This is a genomic window from Streptococcus sp. CL5.50, assembly GCF_049738015.1.
Classification (GTDB): domain Bacteria; phylum Bacillota; class Bacilli; order Lactobacillales; family Streptococcaceae; genus Streptococcus; species Streptococcus mitis_CA.
The window spans coordinates 1-18,374 of sequence record NZ_JBKOTR010000005.1; the positions used below are offsets into that span (position 1 = coordinate 1).

Consider the following 18,374-nt stretch of genomic DNA (forward strand, 5'->3'; position numbering starts at 1 on the left):
TGCTTCTCTCAAGTGACAACTATATCAGTATATCACAGTGGCTTTCGCTTGTCAACACTTTTTTGAAACTTTTTTAATCTTTTTTCATCAAGTGCCTCAACCACAACATACCATAGTCCGTACGGGATTCGAACCCGTGTTACCGCCGTGAAAAGGCGGTGTCTTAACCCCTTGACCAACGGACCAGAGCTGTTATTTTCAACTCTTACTATTATACAGGCTTTTCTAACTTTGTCAACTACTTTTTTAAACTTTTTTAATTAATTTTACAACTGCTTCCGTTCGAGCGGTGTGTGGGAACATATCGACCGACTGAATATAATGGATATCGTAGACTTCTACTAACCTTACCAAATCACGAGCCAAGGTCGAAACATTGCAAGAAATATAGACCATTTTTTCTGGTACATAGGTAAGAATTGTATCTAATAACTTGTCATCCAGACCTGTACGTGGTGGATCTACGATCAGAGCATCTGCTCGGTAGCCTTCCTTATACCAGCGAGGAATAATCTTTTCCGCTGTTCCTGCTTCGTAATGTGTGTTGTCAAATCCCATTCTTTTAGCATTTCGCTTAGCATCTTCAATGGCTTCTGGAATAATATCCATACCTCTGAGTGTTTTTACTTTCTTTGCAAAGGCAAATCCAATCGTTCCAACTCCACAATAAGCGTCAATCAAATGGTCTTCTTTAGTAACTTCCAAGGCTTTTATCGCTTCGTTATAAAGAACTTCTGTTTGTTCAGGATTTAGTTGATAGAAAGCTCGAGGAGATAGTGAAAATTCATAATCGAGAACACCTTCTTGAACACTCTCTTGTCCCCATATAATCTCTGTCTTTTCACCATATATCTCACTGGTTTTAGCTGTATTTGTATTCACAGCTACTGTCACAACTTCTGGAAAATCTTTAACTAAGTCTCTTACTAGTTGGGTTAAATTAAGCTGACGGTTTGTAACAATAATAATCTGAACCTGTCCAGTCTTTCTTGCTCGTCGGGCCATAATAGTCCTAACACCTAGAACTTTTCTCTCATCGGTGATTGGAATCTGGTGATAAGTAAGCAATTCTGCTAGACGATTAGCAATCACTTGGGTTTCCTTGTCTTGTACCAGGCAGTCTTTCAACTCTACTAAATAGTGAGAGTTTTGTGCATATAAGCCCGCCTTGACCTGATTCTTAAATTTTCGAGTCTGAAATTGTAACTTAGCACGGTAGTACTTTGGTTCCTGCATTCCAATAGTTGGACGGATTTCATAGTTTTCATATCCTGCAGGAGCAAATTTTTTCAGCGCTTGATGAAGTACGTCCGTCTTGAACTCTAGCTGTTTATCATAATGCAGGTGCATGATTTGGCAGCCTCCGCACTCATTGTAAATAGTACATGCTGGCACAACACGGAATTTAGATTTCTTGTTGACCTTCAGTAATTTTGCCTCAACAAAGTTACGTTTGATAGAAGTAATCTGACAATAGATATCTTCTCCTTTGAGAGCACCAGGCACAAAGACTAATGTTTTTTGATAAAAGCCGATTCCCTCACCATTAATTCCCATGCGCTTGATTCTTAATGGTATTTTTTGTTTCACTTTCAGATTCATACCCCTATCTTATCACATTTTGAGTTATAATAGAACTATGAAAATCACAAAACTTGAAAAGAAAAAAAGACTCTATCTGATGGAGCTTGATAATGACGACAAATGCTACATTACTGAAGATACAATTGTTCGTTTTATGTTATCAAGAGATAAGGTGATAAGCCAAGAAGAATTGAAAGAGATTCAGGACTTTGCCCAATTTTCTTACGGTAAGAATCTAGCTCTCTACCACCTATCCTATAAAGCGCGCACTGAAAAAGAAGTCAGAGAATATCTGAAAAAATACGATATTGATGAAAACATAGTTTCTCAAGTCATTATTAATCTTAAAAAAGACAAGTGGATTAATGATGCTCAGTACGCTTATGCTATCATCAATGCCAATCAACTTTCAGGAGACAAGGGGCCTTATGTACTGACTCAGAAACTAACACAAAAAGGGATTTCAAAATCTACTATAGAAGAGAACTTGAAAGAATTTGATTTTTCTGAAGTTGCTCAACGTGTAGCTAATAAACTATTGAAAAAATATGAGGGAAAACTTCCAGCTCGTGCCTTGCAAGATAAGATTATCCAGAACTTGACCAACAAGGGTTTCTCTTACTCTGATGCTAAAAGTGCCTTTGACCAGTTGGATAGTCAAGTTGACCAAGAAACGACTCAGGAACTCATCTTCAAGGAACTTGATAAGCAATATGCTAAGTATGCTCGAAAGTATGAAGGATACGAACTTAAACAGCGTTTAACTCAAGTTTTAGCTCGAAAAGGCTACGATTTTTCGGATATAGCAAGCGCTCTCAGAGAATATCTTTAATATTTTCATGTAAAATTCACAGATTTTAGGTAATTTTATGGTACAATAGTAAACGATAAACTTATAAATTGTAGAAAGTTGGTTAGTTATGAAGCTTCCAAAAGAAGGCGACTTTATTACAATTCAAAGTTATAAGCATGATGGGAGTCTCCACCGAACTTGGCGGGACACCATGGTACTAAAAACAACAGAAAACGCCATTATTGGTGTCAACGATCATACACTGGTTACCGAAAGTGATGGTCGTCGTTGGGTCACTCGAGAACCGGCTATTGTTTACTTTCACAAGAAATATTGGTTTAATATCATTGCCATGATTCGCGATAATGGAATTTCCTACTATTGCAATATGGCTAGCCCCTACTATCTGGATGAAGAAGCACTGAAGTATATTGATTACGATTTGGATGTTAAAATTTTTACAGATGGGGAAAAACGTCTCTTGGACGTTGAGGAGTATGAGCGTCACAAACGCAAAATGAATTATTCTGATGACTTGGACTATATTTTAAAAGAACATGTCAAAATTCTTGTTGATTGGATTAACAATGGACGAGGTCCTTTCTCAGAAGCCTATGTAAACATTTGGTACAAGCGCTATGTAGAACTAAAGAATCGGTAAAGTTGTCAAACTAGGGTGAAGGCCCTGGTTTTTTTATTTTAAAAACCCAGCTTTACAGCTGGGCTTATCCTTATATATCTAATTTCGTAACTGTAAATTTGATGTGAGAATAGTCTTTTTCAACATCCTTATCCAGCAAGAAAGCTGCAGCATCTTTCTTAACCTGAACCAGGTCAATATTCTGAGCTTGGGCTGCATAGACGCATCCACAATAACATTGACGATATATATCATACTCTTCACACATCTCCACTGAACGTTTGTAGCCTTGATTTTTCTTGAAATCACTTGGAAGATAGTGGGTGGTATAAATCTTTTGCACATCGATTCCGATGCTGTTGATGGTTTGAGAATTCTTATGAGGACTGATGGTTAAAGCCGAACCAAAGTAGTCAAAGCCCAAGTCCATAGCCACTTGCGCTGTTTTATCCAGGCGGTAGTCAAAGCAAACCTTACAACGGTCGCCACCTTCAGGCTCTTCTTCCAAACCTCGAACCAGTTTACGATATTCGTTAGGTTCATAAGGAGCTTCTAGGTATTGAACGTTATTGCCAGTTCGCTCATTGAAATCACTGACAAATTTCTTGGTGACGTAAGCTCGCTTGTGGTATTCTGCCTTGGGATGGATATTAGAATTGGCAAAATAGATAGTCACATCTGCATACTTGGTCAAATATTCTAGGGTATAGGTACTGCAAGGGGCACAGCAAACATGCATGAGAATGGTTGGCCGTTGCTCATTTTTCTCCCATACTTGTACCATCTTCTGCATGACACGGTCATAATTAATCTTCTGATTGGGGTTCATCTTGCTCAGAATTTCTTCTACATCAATCATGTTCTTCTCCTTTTTCTAGTCTTATTTTATCATATAAGTTAGGAGAGCTCAAATCAATTTAGAAGTGAATAGCATAAAAAGGAGGAATAGCCATTCCCTCCTTTTGTGTTTTTTATAAGTTGTTTTCTATAGAAAGCTTACATCATGCCACCCATCATGCTTGGATCCATGGCTGGAGCTGGGGCTACTGGTTCTGGTTTATTGGCTACGACTGCTTCTGTTGTCAAAATCAAGCTGGCTACAGATGCTGCATTTTGTAGGGCTGAACGGCTCACTTTAACTGGGTCGATAATCCCTTGATCAATCATGTTGACCCACTCGCCAGTTGCTGCGTTGAAACCTGTACCAAGCTCGGCATTTTTCAAACGATCGATAACGATTGAACCTTCGAATCCTGCATTGTGAGCGATCTGACGAACAGGTTCTTCCAATGCACGGAGAACAATATTGCGGCCTGTTGCTTCGTCTCCTGTTAATTCCAAATCAGCCACAGCTGGAATCACATTGACAAGGGCTGTTCCACCACCTGCAACGATTCCTTCTTCAACAGCTGCACGAGTAGCGTTGAGGGCATCTTCAATGCGGAGTTTCATTTCTTTCAACTCAGTTTCAGTTGCAGCTCCGACCTTGATGACTGCAACACCACCTGACAATTTTGCCAAGCGTTCTTGCAATTTTTCACGGTCAAATTCAGAAGTTGTAGTTTCGATTTGAGACTTGATAACCGCAACACGGTGAGAAATCGCTTCAGGATTTCCCGCACCTTCTACGATAACAGTGCTATCTTTGTCCACAGTCACTCTCGCTGCTTGACCAAGTGCTTCAATTGTAGCATCTTTCAACTCAAGACCTAGATCTTCTGTAATAACTGTTCCACCTGTTAAGATGGCGATATCTTCAAGCATGGCTTTGCGGCGGTCACCAAAACCAGGTGCCTTGACCGCTACCACGTTGAAGGTTCCACGAATCTTGTTCAAAACAAGAGTTGGAAGAGCTTCACCATCTACATCATCCGCAATAATCAAGAGTGGACGATTGCTTTGGAGAATGCTTTCTAGAAGTGGTAAGATTTCTTGGATATTTGAAATCTTCTTATCAGTAATCAAAATGTATGGATTTTCAAGGTCAGCTACCATTTTTTCGCTATCTGTCACCATGTACTGTGAAAGATAACCACGGTCGAACTGCATTCCTTCTACGACTTCAAGCTCTGTTTCCATACCACGTGACTCTTCGATAGTGATGACTCCGTCTTTGCCAACTTTTTCCATAGCTTCAGAAATGTATTCACCGACTTTTTCAGAACGAGAAGATACGGCAGCAACCTGAGCGATAGCTTCTTTGTTGGCAACAGGAATAGCATTGTTTTTCAAGGCTTCAACTGCTGCAGCAACTGCTGTTTCAATCCCACGACGGATACCGATTGGATTTGCACCTGCTGTGACGTTTTTGATTCCTTCACGGACGATTGCTTGGGTCAAAACAGTTGCAGTTGTAGTCCCATCACCTGCAATATCATTGGTTTTTGAAGCTACTTCTGATACCAATTTGGCACCCATATTTTCAAAATGGTCTTCCAATTCGATTTCTTTGGCAATAGTTACACCGTCATTGGTGATGAGTGGTGAACCGAATGATTTTTCAAGAACAACATTGCGGCCTTTTGGTCCCAAGGTTACTTTAACAGTGTCTGCAAGGATATCGACACCACGGACCATAGCTGAACGGGCATCTGATGAAAATTTAATTTCTTTTGACATACTTACTTTCTCCTTCTATTCTTCAATGATTGCCAAGATGTTAGCTTCGCCAACGATGATGTACTTTTCATCGCCATCTTTGACATCAAGACCTGCGTGAGCTTCAACTAAGACACGGTCTCCAGCTTTAACACTTGGAGCAACCAAGTCACCGTTCAAGGTACGAACACCTTGTCCAGTAGCCACTACTGTAGCTGTTTTCGTTTCTTCTTGGGCTGATTTTGCGAGGACAAAGCCTCCAACAGTTTGTTCTTTTTCTTCAATTTTCAAGACCACACGGTCTCCTAATGGTTTCAACATCTGATTTCCTCCATAATGAGATAGATATTATTAGCACTCTTTATACCTAAGTGCTAAATCATAGTTCTATTGTATCACTTGGTCAGAAATAGTCAAGAAAAAAGTCTGACTTTCTCAAGATAAAAAGCCTGAGACAAACTCAGACTTTTCGATGTTTAAAATGGCAATTCTTCCTCTTCCAAAACCAAATCTGCCAAATCCTTCCCTGCGTTATTTTCTCGCATAGCACGTTGGGCACGACTTTCCAAGAGTTGGAATCCTGTGACAAGGACTTCGGTCACGTAGTTCATCTGACCGTTTTTCTCAAAACGACGGGTACGTAATTCTCCATCCACAGAAATAAGACTACCTTTGGTTGCGTAGCTTGCCAAAGTTTCTGCTAGTCTACCCCATAAAACCATATTAACAAAATCAGCTTCGCGTTCACCGTTTTGGTCTTTGTAACGACGGTTCACAGCGATCGTTGCGCGCGCTACTGACTTGTCATTATTGGTTTTGTGCAATTCTGGTGTAGACGTTAAACGTCCAATCATGATAACTTTATTATACATATTTTCTTCCTCCTACTTATCTATTCGTAGGAAATCAAAAAAAGTTACAGAAATTTGTAACTTTTCGAGAAAATTTTTTAGTTTTTATGAACCATGAAACCTGTCGCCTGTTGATTGGCCATAATGGTCATATCTGTAATCTGAACACGACGAGGTTGACTGGTCACATAGACTACTGTGTCGGCGATGTCCGGTGCCTGCAAGGCTTCGATCCCCTGATAAACCGTCGCAGCCCGCTCTTTGTCACCATGAAAACGCACTGTAGAAAAATCTGTTTCGACAATTCCAGGCTGAATGGTCGTCACCTTGATATCCGTTGCAATGGTATCAATTCGCAGACCATCTGAAAAGGTCTTAACTGCTGCCTTGGTAGCTGAATAAACTGCTGCACCTGCATAGGCGTAGATTCCTGCGGTTGACCCCATGTTGATGATATGTCCTTGATTGGCTTTTACCATTGTTGGCAAGAAACAGCGAGTGACTGCCATCAAACCTTTGACATTGGTATCCAACATAGTTAACATATCCAACTCTTCATAGTCTTGATAAGGTGCTAAACCTAGAGCCAGTCCGGCATTGTTGACCAGAATTTCAATCTGACCTATCGTTTCTAGAATATCAGAGCATACAGTCTTTACCATGGTCATATCCGTGACATCTAGGGGAAAAGTCCAAACTGTTTGATTTGGAAAAGTTTCTGCAAACTCCGACTTGAGGGTTTCTAGTCTGTCTATCCGTCGTCCAGTTAGAACGACATTCTCACCCTGCTCTAGATAAGCACGCGCAATCGCTTCACCAATTCCTGATGTCGCTCCTGTAATCACTACATTTTTTGCCATCTTATTTCCTTCTAGCTGGTCTATCAGATACTGACAAGTTCCTAAGCAGTCCAGTGTTTAGCTGGATCAAATGGAGTTCCGACAACTTGGTCTTCTGATAATTCAATCACACCACGTTTTTGCGGAGCATTTGGCAAGGCAAGTTCACGAGGGCTGCACATCATTCCAAAACTCTTTTCACCACGAAGTTCGCCTGGGAAAATGAGATTGCCTTTTGGCATCATGGCACCAGGTAAAGCGACAATGGTTTTCAATCCGACACGCGCATTAGGAGCCCCTGCAACGATTTGTACAGTCTTATCACTTGCGACTGCAACTTGGCAGATGTTGAGGTGATCACTATCTGGATGAGCTACCATCTCGACAATTTCACCAACAACAAACTTAGGCTCTTTGTCATTGATAATTTCTTCTGTAAAACTTTCCGCCTGCAATTCTTGGTTCAAACGAACGACTTGCTCATCTGATAAAAAGACTTGACCGCGCTCTGTAATTTCAAACAAACTTGAAACTTCGAAAATATTCCAAGCCACTGTTTCCCCATTATCTTTGAGAAAAACACGAGCTACCTTTCCTTTGCGCTCCACATCCAGTTTGGCATCTCCGCTGTTTTTCACGATGACCATAAGGACATCGCCGACATGTTCTTTATTATATGTAAAAATCATTGTTTCCTTTTTCTCCTATTTCAGTCCTGCTAAAAAATCGTTAATTTGTTGCTTACTTTTACGGTCTCGATTGACAAAACGACCGATTTCCTTGTCCTTTTCTAGAACAACAAGGCTAGGAATTCCGTAAACATCCCAGAGTTTAGCTAGATCCATATACTGATCTCGATCCACTCGAATAAAGGTGAACTCTGGATTGGTCTCCTCAATTTCTGGCAAGGCAGGATAAATATAACGGCAATCGCCACACCAATCCGCCACAAAAAGAAAGACTTTCTTGCCATCTTTTTCTACTAAAGATGCTAATTCTTCTAAACTTGCTGGTTGTATCATAAGACTTCCTCCTCATAGACTAAATCTTCATTTTCATAGACAAAGGTATAATGACGGCCATCCTCAAAAATGACGCCACCAACCAAGCTCTCTAGACTGCTTTCATAGACTTGAACATAGAGGGTCGCAATTTCCCCCATGTCTGAAAAATGGTCTCGTACAATCGCTGTCAACTCTTCCTGAGTCTCCATGAGCTTATGGTCATCTGCAACTTTTTTCGTAGCAAGGACAAGGCTCCCAATACCAAGCAGGGTCAGACCCGCCATCCACATTTTTTTAGCTTTCATACCATTCATTTTAACACAAAAAAGGCTTTAGGACAAATGAGGAAGCAGCAGAAAAGCAAGTAAAAAGCCCCTTCCTTTAAGGAAAAGGACTTCTTATACTTATTGCCAGGCACCTGAGTTGCCAACGTAGTAACCATCAGGCGTGTAGGTATTGCGAAGCATCTTACCTGATGAAGCTAGATAATACCACTTACCATTGTCTTTGACCCAATCATTCGCAATCATGGCACCAGAAGAACTTACATAATACCATTCTCCCTTGTCATAAACCCAAGTGCTGGCTTTCATGGCTCCTGAAGTTGATAAATAGTACCACTTGCCTTGATCGTAAAGCCAATCACTCGCAATCATGGCTCCTGATGATTTAAAGGCATACCAGTTGCTACCTTGATAAAGCCAAGTTTGATTGAACATGACTCCTTTATCATTCATAAAGTACCAAGTTCCCTTGTCTTTAACCCAAGCATTCTGTACTAATTGACCTTGTTTTTGATAGTACCAGTTTTGGTTTGATTTTAGCCAGCTTTCTGCTTTTACAATCGGATAAAGTTCTTTGAAAGATTCTCCATCATATTTATGACTGATAGTTTTTAGTTTTTCAAGTTTCAACTCGCCATTGTCATAGTCCGCCCAAGCAAAGACTTTTTGACCATTGACAGTCTCTGGTAAGGTAGCTGTGTAAGTCTTGGTTTGATAATCCCATTTAGCATCGAGGTAAGTGTATTGATCATTTGATTCTTCAATACGGTAGTAGCCTCTCTTTCCACCTTCATGATGTACATCGTCAACCACTTTAGTGGACCAGGTCTTCACTTCGTTTCCGCTCTTGGCCTCGACCTTGATATCTCCTCTATAGCCATATGGAACATAGAAATTAAGGTAACGCCCTTCTTCCCCGATCATAGACTTGTGCTTTTCTTGACCTAGAAAATTGACTGTCTGATCTTGACCATCGAGACTAACCGTCCACTCGATTTTCTCATTTTTTGGCAAATCCAAGACTTTGATATCCACTTCATGACCATTGTTAAACCGAAGAATCTTGCCATCTTGGTACTGTACTCCACACTTAACAACCCATTCTTCTTTAAGCTCAAATGCCTGCCCTGAATGTGGAAAAGCCAGTAAAGCTAGACCAGCTAGAGACAAACCAAATAATGTGATTTTTTTCATTGTAGTTCCTCCTTAGTTGTTGTTATGTTAATTATATCACTATGTTTTTATTTTGCAACTCATATCCTAAATATGCAAGCAAAAAACCTCTGAGATTCTTCTCAAAGGTTCTGATTTTGCTAATTGCTGTTCTCAACTGCTGCAGTGACAAAGGCTGTGTAGAGTTCTTCTGGGCGGTTTGGACGACTTGACAGTTCAGGGTGATACTGACAAGCTACAAAGAATTTATTTTCAGGAATTTCCACGATTTCGACCAAACGATTATCTGGAGAAACTCCTGAGAAGACAAAACCTGCTGCCTCAAACTGCTCACGGAAGGCGTTGTTAAACTCATAACGGTGACGGTGACGGCGTTGCACCACTTCTTGATTGTGATAAGCAGCCGCAGCCTTAGAGCCACGTTTCAACTTAGATGGATAAAGTCCCAAACGAAGGGTTCCACCCATATCCTCAACATCAATCTGATCACGCATGATATCAATGATAGGGTATTTTGTTTCTGGTGCAAGCTCTGCAGAATTGGCACCTTCGAGTCCTAAAACGTGACGAGCAAACTCAATACAAGTCAGCTGCATTCCCAAGCAGACACCTAACATTGGAACATCATTTTCACGCGCATAGCGGATGGCTTGGATTTTCCCTTCAGTACCACGTTGACCAAAACCACCTGGCACGATGATTCCGTCCGCATCAGATAAGAGCTCTGCCACATTCTCTGCTGTCACATCATTAGCATTGACCCAATTAATTTTAACTTCTGCATCGTTGGCATAACCAGAGTGTTTCAAGGCTTCGACCACTGAGATGTAGGCATCTTGCAACTCCACATACTTACCGACAAGTGAAATCTTGACTTGTTTCCTGAGGTTCATGACCTTGTCCACCATGGCTGACCATTCTGTCATATCTGCTACTGGAGCGTCTAGTTTCAAATGGTCACAGACAATTTGGTCCATACCTTGTGCCTGCAAGTTCAATGGAATTTGGTAAAGGTGTTCAACATCCAACGATTCGATAACGGCTTCTGGTGCCACATCACAGAACTGGGCCAGTTTATTTTTAATTCCTTGACCAGCTGGCTCTTCTGTACGAATAACCAACATATTTGGCTGGATTCCCAATCCACGCAATTCTTTGACAGAGTGTTGTGTTGGTTTGGTTTTCATTTCACCAGCGGCCTTGAGGTATGGAAGCAGGGTTGTATGGATGTACATAACATTATCCGCACCCACATCTGCCTTCATCTGACGAAGAGCCTCTAGGAATGGCAAGGACTCGATATCTCCAACAGTTCCACCGACCTCTGTGATAATGACATCAGAGTCGGTCGTTACAGCGGCACGCTTGATTTTCTCTTTCAAAGCATCTGTGATATGAGGAATGACTTGAACAGTTGCCCCAAGGTATTCTCCACGGCGTTCCTTACGAAGAACTTCACTGTAAATTTTCCCAGTTGTCACGTTGGAATATTTATTGAGATTGATATCGATGAAACGTTCATAGTGACCCAAGTCCAAATCTGTCTCAGCCCCATCATCTGTCACAAAGACTTCTCCGTGCTGGTAAGGACTCATAGTTCCCGGATCGATATTGATATAAGGGTCAAACTTTTGAATGGTTACTTTGAGACCACGATTTTTCAAGAGACGACCCAGACTCGCTGCGACAATCCCTTTCCCAATAGACGATACCACACCACCAGTTACAAAAATATATTTCGTAGACATAGATTCCTCTTTCTAAAATGCTCAAGGCCTTGTTGACTACGAGGGGACATAGGAAACAAGACCCTACTAATAAGAATAATCTGGGACGACTGCACCAGATTCACAACTAAAATACAAGAAGATAACTTCTTAAAAAAACAAAAATAGCTCCCTAAGAACTAGGGAGCCCCGACCTCTAAAAGAGGTGCCCGAACAATATGATACCTAAAAATAGGACAATTGTCAATAGCTAACTTTTATTCCTCGATGTTTTCAGAATCATCGTCTGAAAACTCATCGTCTTCTTCGTTGAGATCCACGTCTTCTCCCAAGTCATCTGGGGCGATTTCGTTGATTTCTGCATCGTAAGCTTCCACTTCATTTTTCTCATCATCTGGATTTTCATCATCGTATGAAAGAGCTGGATCTGCTTCGTATGCATCTTCATCTTCTGGATCATCTGCATTGTAGTCAATGGCATCTGAATCACCATCCATGAAGGCATTGACACGTTTTTTCTTAGCTTTTGGTGCTACTTCATCGTCGTCATTTTCCTCAAGAGCAATGATTTCTTCGTCGATTTCGTCCACACCATACCATGAACGAAGACCCCATTTGTTGTCTCCAAGTGAGATGAAGCTACCGTCAAAGTTCAACTCTGTGTAGAACAAAGGCAAAGCTTCACGGATATCGCTGTTTGATGTTCCAAGGTAGTTTTGAATTTCGTTTACAAGATCGCTAAAATGCATCTCATGATCGCGACCACGAAGTTCCAAGATAGCACGCGCTACCTCAATCATAGATAGTTCACTTTTTTCTTGCCCAGCAAATACTTCTAATTCCAAAGCGTTTCTCCTCATTTATACTACTATCGCCAGAGCGAACAGACTCTGACCTCATTTTATCATTTACTCTTTATTTTACGATAATTTTGCAGAATAGTCAAAGGTTAAGAAAAAATAAAGGTGAAATATTTCAGCTAATTGAAAGACCTGTGTAACATGACCACAGGTATATTGATTTATTTATAACTCAAGGCTGCAACTCCAATACCAACCACAAACTGCAAGAGGATTCCTACAGAGATAAAGGATTATTTGTTGCGTCAAATCAAGTAAAAAGATCATTTCAGGTCCTGCCAGTAACTTCGTTTTCTTTCCTTTATTTCATTTTCCCTAGAATAGTGAAAAATCCTTCTCTTGTTAATGAGTTTCATAAGAAAAAGGCTGGAGAATCCAACCTTCTCTATTTATTCAGCTAAGAGTACTTCTTTGATGGTTTGTTTTTGGAGTTTTCTGTTGGATTGATAAAAGAGGCTTTCATAAACCACAGCAAAACCGATCAAAGTCCAGAAGCAAACATTCCCATCAAAGTGATGCTCAATCTTTTCAGGAACCGTATCTTTGATCACACCAATCAAGATTTCCATGATAGCGTACTGATAAGCCGTCCCAAGAACAAATCCTAGATAGGCCCAGAAACGATAGGGAGATAGGATATGGCCTTGGCATTCACGATCTGTGTAGCCAAAAGCCTTCATAAGAGCCAGGGTTTCGCGACTTTCTGAGACGACAATCCCCAATGACAAAAAGAGAATAGAGAAAGAAAGGATCAAGCCAATCATGATCATCATGGTTTGGATGATGTCATCTGTGTAGTCCCTTAGACCAAAGGACAGTTGAACCATGGCCGCAAAACACATAGAGCCAAAGACTACAAAAAATAGGATAGATTTTCTCCCCCAAATTAGTGACGAAGACAGCTCTTTTAGGAAGTCTTTCTCTTTCTTAGGAGCCCTCTTTCTCCTTTTGACCTTGATTGGTGTTGGGGACTTTTTCAATAAGCGAAGAGCCGGCGTTTGTAGTTGTCTTCTAGCATAACCAACCGCGATAAGCATAAAAAATACCGTTGGAAGGACCACAAAAGCAAGCAAGAGCTGCCAATGAAAATGAATGGTAATTTCTGGCAGGATCCCCTTTTCATTCCGGAAGTCATAAAAATGCCCCATCATAAGAAAAGAAGTGAAATAGCCAAGAAGCGCTCCGGCACCAAAACTGATCCCAAATGCCCAAAATCGTTTAGCCAGCTGGCCATTGCTATAGCCCAAAGCCTTTAAAATTCCTAATTGTTCCTTGTGATCATCGACAAATTGTTTGATATAAAAACACATGAGAAGGACCGACGTCAAGGACAAGACGACTCCACTGACCATGGCCACCATCCAAGAAAGCGAAATCTGGACATCATAGTAGGTCTGAATCATGGGATTGGTTTTAGAAATCTCCAACTGCTCGATGTCCAAGTAAAAATTCAAGAAGAGATTGGCCACAAAGACCGCACAAGCCCCAATTATACTGACGACAACTAATTTTCGAATATCTTTTACTGAAAACATGGCTTACCATCCAATCTCATAAGCAGTCTGAGGCTGATCATTGGTCACAACTTCGGTAATCTTGCCACTATTGACACGAATGATGGTTCTTGCCATATCCGCAATATTTTGGTTATGCGTCACCATGATGAGGGTCAAACCAAGCTTTTCCTTTAACTCCCAGATATAGTCGAGAATCTTGCGCCCCGTTTCTTCATCCAGGGCTCCCGTCGGCTCATCTAAGAAAAGAATCTCTGGCTTTTTGGCCAAGGCCCGAGCAATGGAGACTCTCTGCTGTTCCCCACCTGACAATTCACTCGGATACTTGTCCAGCTTATCGCCAAGTCCCAAATCCTCGATAATCTGCAAAAAATCATGATTGTTTGCCAGGTCTGCCCCCATCTTTACATTCTGTCTGACTGTTAGATTAGGCAATAAATAATACTGCTGAAAAATAAAGGCAATCTTCTCACGTCTAAAGGCTGTCAATTGAGTATCTGTGAGTTGAGCCAAATCCTGTCCTTGAATGAGTATATGTCCCTCGTCTACCTTTTCTAAACCTGACAGAACGTTTAAGAGAGTTGATTTGCCTGATCCAGAAGGACCGAGGATAACCACATCATACTGGTCTTGAAGCTGCAAATCAATCCCTTTTAAAACCTTGGTTTGGCCGTAACTTTTGTGCACATTTTCTAGTTGAATCATTTCTTTCCTACCATTTCTTTGATGAGAGATTGACAAACCTCTGTCAGTAATCCAATCACTTCTTCCATGCTGAATTGATAAATGTCAGAAGCAACCATTGAGGCCATCCCGTGCGAGTAGATAAATAGATGCTGGTACAAGCGACCAGCCTCCTCTACATTCAAAGGATAGTCTGCGACGATCGAATCCAGAACCAATTGGTAACTATAATCCTTCATGGGAAGAAAATCTTGAAAGCGACGAATCGGATCTTTGCTGGGATTTTGGAAAAGCAATTGAAAGAGTTGGGGGTCTTTTGAGGCGAAAAGGATATAAGCAACCCCGACGGATCGAAAAGGCTTCTCATCTTCTAAGGCCTTACGAATATACTCCACCACTACCATTTCCGCAGCACCAATAACCTCTGCTTGTAACTCGGCCATATTGGCAAATTGCCCAAAAATGACTCTTGGTGTGGCTCCCAGTTGCTCCGCTAATGCTCGAGCCGTCAAACTAGCCATGCCCTCTTCTCTCACCAATTGTAAAGCTGTTCCAATGATAGTCTCTTTACTAAATTTAACCTTTGGTGGCATAAGACTCCTTTCGCGCAACATTAGTTGCGCAACACTTGTTACTTAAAAGAATACCATAAAAAAGAAAGACTTGTAAAGAAAAAACTGTAAAATACAAAACAAAAAGACAGCGAACTTTTTATTTCTTTGCTACTCAGCCGATGGCATCACTTGGCGGGGGTTCGGTATCGATCCAGATAAATTCAATACCGATGATATATGAAATTAAGCTACAACATCGTACTTCCCAAAGCGGTTCGAACTTGTAGAATTAGTGGCTCTCTAAAAATAAGTAATTTTAAATCTTACTTCTGTTTCCAGAGTTTCTCTAATTCTTCAAAATTAATATCTTTCCAATTATCTTTCCATAATTGGAAGTATGGAATATCTTTAGACGAAGGTTTATCTTCACAAACATCAATTTTCACAATCGATGGTAAAATAGTTGCTTCTCCCATAAGCAATGCCTCTCCTGTTGCTAAGCTAGGTAACTTATCAACAATTCCTCCCATAGAATCCGGTAATAGCTGTCTTACATAAGATTGATCTATAGGATTTGTTAATCGCATTGTTATAAAATTACTACACTGTGAGAAGATTGTTTCAGAAATTTCAGAAGGTCTTTGACTAGCTAAAAGCAATGTAACCCCATATTTTCTTCCTTCTTTTGCAATTCGCTCTATCGACTGCCGAGAAGCTCTGTACTTAGTTAGAGAACTCTTAGGTACATACTTATGAGCCTCTTCATATACTAATAAAATAGGTACATCACAAACTAGATTCTTACTATCGTTAAATTGCTTATAGTAGTATCCATACTCAAACATAATTCTTGAAATCAAAGAAACAGTTATACTCAATACATCAAACGGCACTCCACTCAAATCAAGAATAGTAACATTAGTCAGAAAATCTTCACTATATCCAATAAGCTGTTTTAAAACTGATTGTAATGTTGCGCCCTCTATTCTATCACCTAATAAGAACTCCAACCTTTTATCATATATCTTTGACTCTAACCGACTAATATAATTTGATAATTTACCATTCAATGGACCAGCTTTTGTCTGTCCTTGCCTTGCTCCTGCAATTTGTTCTTCATTTTTTTCATGAGCATATTGCAAGACCTCTTGAATATCAAAATAAATAGGGGAATCAAAATGTAATTTCTCTTTTTCTTCCTCTAGTCCATTAAATTTTCTTTTTTTACTCTGAATAACAGACTTTTTAAAAATATTTCTCTGATTATGATCACTTCCCTCAGTATCTAGGAATAATTCTTGTAATTCATCACTATTTAATAACCAATATGGTAAAACTAGATCATTAACATTGATAAGCCTAGCATTTGGGAAAGCACTTTGATATTCATTATGAATATCAAAGATAAGTATATGTGAATTATTTAGCCCTTCATAACCACTATTTTTAGAATTTATAGCATTTTGAACAACTTTTGCAACCGTGTGAGACTTGCCCGAACCAGTTGAACCAACAATAGCAATATGTTTATTGAAAAATTTATTTCCTTCAACAGGAATCTCAATATCATTGTTAGATGATAACGAAGAGAATTTAAATTTAAGTTCATCTTTTATAGAATTTTCAAAAATTAACTTTATTTCTTCAATTTTAGCTGGTTCAACCGATTTAGGAGGAATAGTTATTGTATCACTTCCCCTCACAAATTTATTTTCTTCATCAATCATCCCTAAAGGTACAGCTTCAATAATATATTTAATATCAATTCTCTCATCAATTTCAATGGGCTCAATACAAAAATTCTCTATTGTAGCTATTAATGCCAAATCATTTTCATCAGCAATTCTAAGATATGAACCAATTTTTAATTTTTCTTCTGCAATTTGAAAGTCTGTGATTGACTTCACTTCAATTTTAATTTTATTAGGTTGTACTGAAATAACTTGAGCGTTTAGATTATCCATTTCTATCTCCTAAATAATATCTAATATATCTAAAATTTGTCGAATTTTAATTTCTGAATGTTCTCTCTTATCGAGAGTATCAATCTCTAAATTAAATTGATTACTTTTATTAAATATATATAAATTAATTGGTAATTGGTTATCCCTTTCTACTTCTACCAACCTCAGTAAAACAATTGATAAATCTATAGAATCTTCTAATATACGCAATGAAATTTTATTATATTTATCGGGTTTAATTAGCATTTCTTGAAATCTAAATTCTGAATTTTTAAACGGGAAACCATCTTTAAAGTAGCATCCTTCTTCATATAATTTCGCTTTTAATTCTGTCATAAAATCAGCATTGGAAGTATTATATAAATAGACAAAAGGACTAAATTGATGGACAAAACGAGAATACCTAGTTGATATTTTTGAAATCACATTTTTAACATCATTCATATTCTCTCCCTGACAATCAAGTAAGAAAAATCTATGTGCCGGTGATAAATTTGATACTCTTGGAAAATATTTTTTATGTATGATTTTTTTATAATCTTCCCACTCTAGCAATTCACTCATCCATCTTTCAAAATAGTAGTTTTTAGTTTTTATTCTATCCCAAAATTCTTTTTTTGAAATTTGACGCTTTTCAATATTATGTTCACATGCTAAGTCTTTAATTATTTTAAGAGCATTAAAATAAATCAATTCAATATCTTCTTCACTATAATCACTTAAATCATTTTGAATTTTAGATTTTATTTTTTCTATTTGATTTTCATAACTATCGGCTTTGATATTTACAAAAAGACGTTTATTAAAATCTTCAATATCATCTGTTTGTAAGGCTTCCTCAAATTTAATTTCTCCCTCTTTATTTTTTATTTGATAGTTTAAATTTCCTAATTCATCTGTAACTTCATATTTGCTAAAATCTAAAAAATATGTTCTTAGATTTTCCGTTGTTAATTCCCGTAGCTTCTCATGTCCTTTGTTATAAAAGCCATATAATTTATAAGTAAAATTCTTAGATTGAGCCTCCGTTCTGTTCTTTAAATAGTGTCTAAACATTAACTGTATTGGCTCTTTTATAATACTGTTATTAAACTCAGTTTCTTCATAATATTTACATTGAACAAATTGTATTTCATCACTATTTTCAATATCAATATCTTCAACTCCCTCAATGGTAACTATATTTGTTTCATTTGATTGTTCCAGGATCTCTAAAATTGATTTGTCAAACTGATAAAAATAACCCTTTATAGTATTCGTTGCTGATCTTGGTTTACTCATTATTTACCTCACTATGTGATTACT

The 18,374-nt window shown here is 38.9% G+C and carries 19 protein-coding genes and 1 tRNA gene; 2 read left to right on the forward strand and 18 right to left on the reverse strand.

From position 1 onward, the window contains the following. Window positions 1–113: 113 nt before the first annotated feature. A tRNA-Glu gene (locus tag ACLNCV_RS04060) sits at window positions 114–185 on the reverse strand. A 61-nt stretch (window positions 186–246) separates the two neighbouring features. Next, entirely contained in the window at window positions 247–1,602 is a 1,356-nt protein-coding gene (gene rlmD, locus ACLNCV_RS04065; RefSeq protein ID WP_424844887.1) for a 23S rRNA (uracil(1939)-C(5))-methyltransferase RlmD, read from the reverse strand. A gap of 37 nt (window positions 1,603–1,639) precedes the next feature. On the opposite strand from rlmD, the gene recX reads away from it, so the two are divergent. Further along, complete coding sequence (recX, locus tag ACLNCV_RS04070; protein ID WP_424844888.1) at window positions 1,640–2,416, forward strand: recombination regulator RecX; 777 nt, start codon at window positions 1,640–1,642, stop codon at window positions 2,414–2,416. 88 nt (window positions 2,417–2,504) lie between these two features. Then, window positions 2,505–3,038 carry a nucleoside tri-diphosphate phosphatase gene (ntdP, locus tag ACLNCV_RS04075; RefSeq protein ID WP_000775316.1) on the forward strand — a complete coding sequence of 178 codons (534 nt, stop codon included), beginning with the start codon at window positions 2,505–2,507 and terminating at the stop codon, window positions 3,036–3,038. Window positions 3,039–3,108: 70 nt separating this feature from the next. Here ntdP and ACLNCV_RS04080 read toward each other — a convergent pair whose 3' ends face one another. The 16 genes from ACLNCV_RS04080 to ACLNCV_RS04155 form a co-directional block, all read right to left on the reverse strand. Beyond that, complete coding sequence (locus ACLNCV_RS04080; RefSeq protein WP_424844889.1) at window positions 3,109–3,876, reverse strand: epoxyqueuosine reductase QueH; 768 nt, start codon at window positions 3,874–3,876, stop codon at window positions 3,109–3,111. A gap of 137 nt (window positions 3,877–4,013) precedes the next feature. Beyond that, window positions 4,014–5,636, reverse strand: a complete 1,623-nt coding sequence (gene groL / locus ACLNCV_RS04085) for a chaperonin GroEL (RefSeq protein WP_173875849.1) — start codon at window positions 5,634–5,636, stop codon at window positions 4,014–4,016. Between the two features lie 15 nt (window positions 5,637–5,651). Then, window positions 5,652–5,936, reverse strand: a complete 285-nt coding sequence (groES, locus tag ACLNCV_RS04090) for a co-chaperone GroES (RefSeq protein ID WP_000917335.1) — start codon at window positions 5,934–5,936, stop codon at window positions 5,652–5,654. Between the two features lie 155 nt (window positions 5,937–6,091). Then, on the reverse strand, window positions 6,092–6,487 hold the full coding sequence (locus ACLNCV_RS04095; RefSeq protein WP_173875848.1) for a single-stranded DNA-binding protein: 396 nt from the start codon (window positions 6,485–6,487) through the stop codon (window positions 6,092–6,094). A gap of 77 nt (window positions 6,488–6,564) precedes the next feature. After that, on the reverse strand, window positions 6,565–7,326 hold the full coding sequence (locus ACLNCV_RS04100) for an SDR family NAD(P)-dependent oxidoreductase (RefSeq protein ID WP_173875847.1): 762 nt from the start codon (window positions 7,324–7,326) through the stop codon (window positions 6,565–6,567). 41 nt (window positions 7,327–7,367) lie between these two features. After that, the gene (gene ytpR, locus ACLNCV_RS04105) at window positions 7,368–7,994 is read right to left on the reverse strand and encodes a YtpR family tRNA-binding protein (protein WP_173875846.1); all 627 of its coding nucleotides are present in this window, start codon (window positions 7,992–7,994) and stop codon (window positions 7,368–7,370) included. Between the two features lie 15 nt (window positions 7,995–8,009). Then, the gene (locus ACLNCV_RS04110) at window positions 8,010–8,327 is read right to left on the reverse strand and encodes a thioredoxin family protein (RefSeq protein ID WP_000615777.1); all 318 of its coding nucleotides are present in this window, start codon (window positions 8,325–8,327) and stop codon (window positions 8,010–8,012) included. Beyond that, on the reverse strand, window positions 8,324–8,623 hold the full coding sequence (locus ACLNCV_RS04115; protein WP_424844890.1) for a DUF4651 domain-containing protein: 300 nt from the start codon (window positions 8,621–8,623) through the stop codon (window positions 8,324–8,326). The genes ACLNCV_RS04110 and ACLNCV_RS04115 overlap by 4 nt, the downstream gene beginning before the upstream one ends. Before the next feature lie 90 nt (window positions 8,624–8,713). Continuing rightward, window positions 8,714–9,787, reverse strand: coding sequence for an N-acetylmuramoyl-L-alanine amidase family protein (locus tag ACLNCV_RS04120; protein WP_424844891.1), 1,074 nt, complete (start codon window positions 9,785–9,787; stop codon window positions 8,714–8,716). Window positions 9,788–9,906: 119 nt separating this feature from the next. Further along, window positions 9,907–11,514, reverse strand: coding sequence for a CTP synthase (locus ACLNCV_RS04125; protein ID WP_261015983.1), 1,608 nt, complete (start codon window positions 11,512–11,514; stop codon window positions 9,907–9,909). Window positions 11,515–11,750: 236 nt separating this feature from the next. Further along, window positions 11,751–12,338, reverse strand: a complete 588-nt coding sequence (gene rpoE / locus ACLNCV_RS04130) for a DNA-directed RNA polymerase subunit delta (protein WP_031227756.1) — start codon at window positions 12,336–12,338, stop codon at window positions 11,751–11,753. Between the two features lie 404 nt (window positions 12,339–12,742). Further along, window positions 12,743–13,888 (reverse strand): FtsX-like permease family protein, encoded by a 1,146-nt coding sequence (locus ACLNCV_RS04135; RefSeq protein ID WP_049543832.1) that lies wholly within the window; start codon window positions 13,886–13,888, stop codon window positions 12,743–12,745. Between the two features lie 3 nt (window positions 13,889–13,891). Further along, window positions 13,892–14,572 (reverse strand): ABC transporter ATP-binding protein, encoded by a 681-nt coding sequence (locus ACLNCV_RS04140; protein ID WP_261015984.1) that lies wholly within the window; start codon window positions 14,570–14,572, stop codon window positions 13,892–13,894. After that, window positions 14,569–15,144: a TetR/AcrR family transcriptional regulator gene (locus ACLNCV_RS04145; protein ID WP_261015985.1), complete on the reverse strand. Its 576-nt coding sequence runs from the start codon at window positions 15,142–15,144 to the stop codon at window positions 14,569–14,571. Before ACLNCV_RS04145 ends, ACLNCV_RS04140 begins: the two co-directional genes overlap by 4 nt. 284 nt (window positions 15,145–15,428) lie before the next feature. Next, on the reverse strand, window positions 15,429–17,069 hold the full coding sequence (locus tag ACLNCV_RS04150) for an ATP-binding protein (protein ID WP_261082010.1): 1,641 nt from the start codon (window positions 17,067–17,069) through the stop codon (window positions 15,429–15,431). A gap of 9 nt (window positions 17,070–17,078) precedes the next feature. Next, window positions 17,079–18,350 carry a DUF4297 family anti-phage-associated protein gene (locus ACLNCV_RS04155; RefSeq protein WP_049543825.1) on the reverse strand — a complete coding sequence of 424 codons (1,272 nt, stop codon included), beginning with the start codon at window positions 18,348–18,350 and terminating at the stop codon, window positions 17,079–17,081. Window positions 18,351–18,374: the final 24 nt, after the last annotated feature.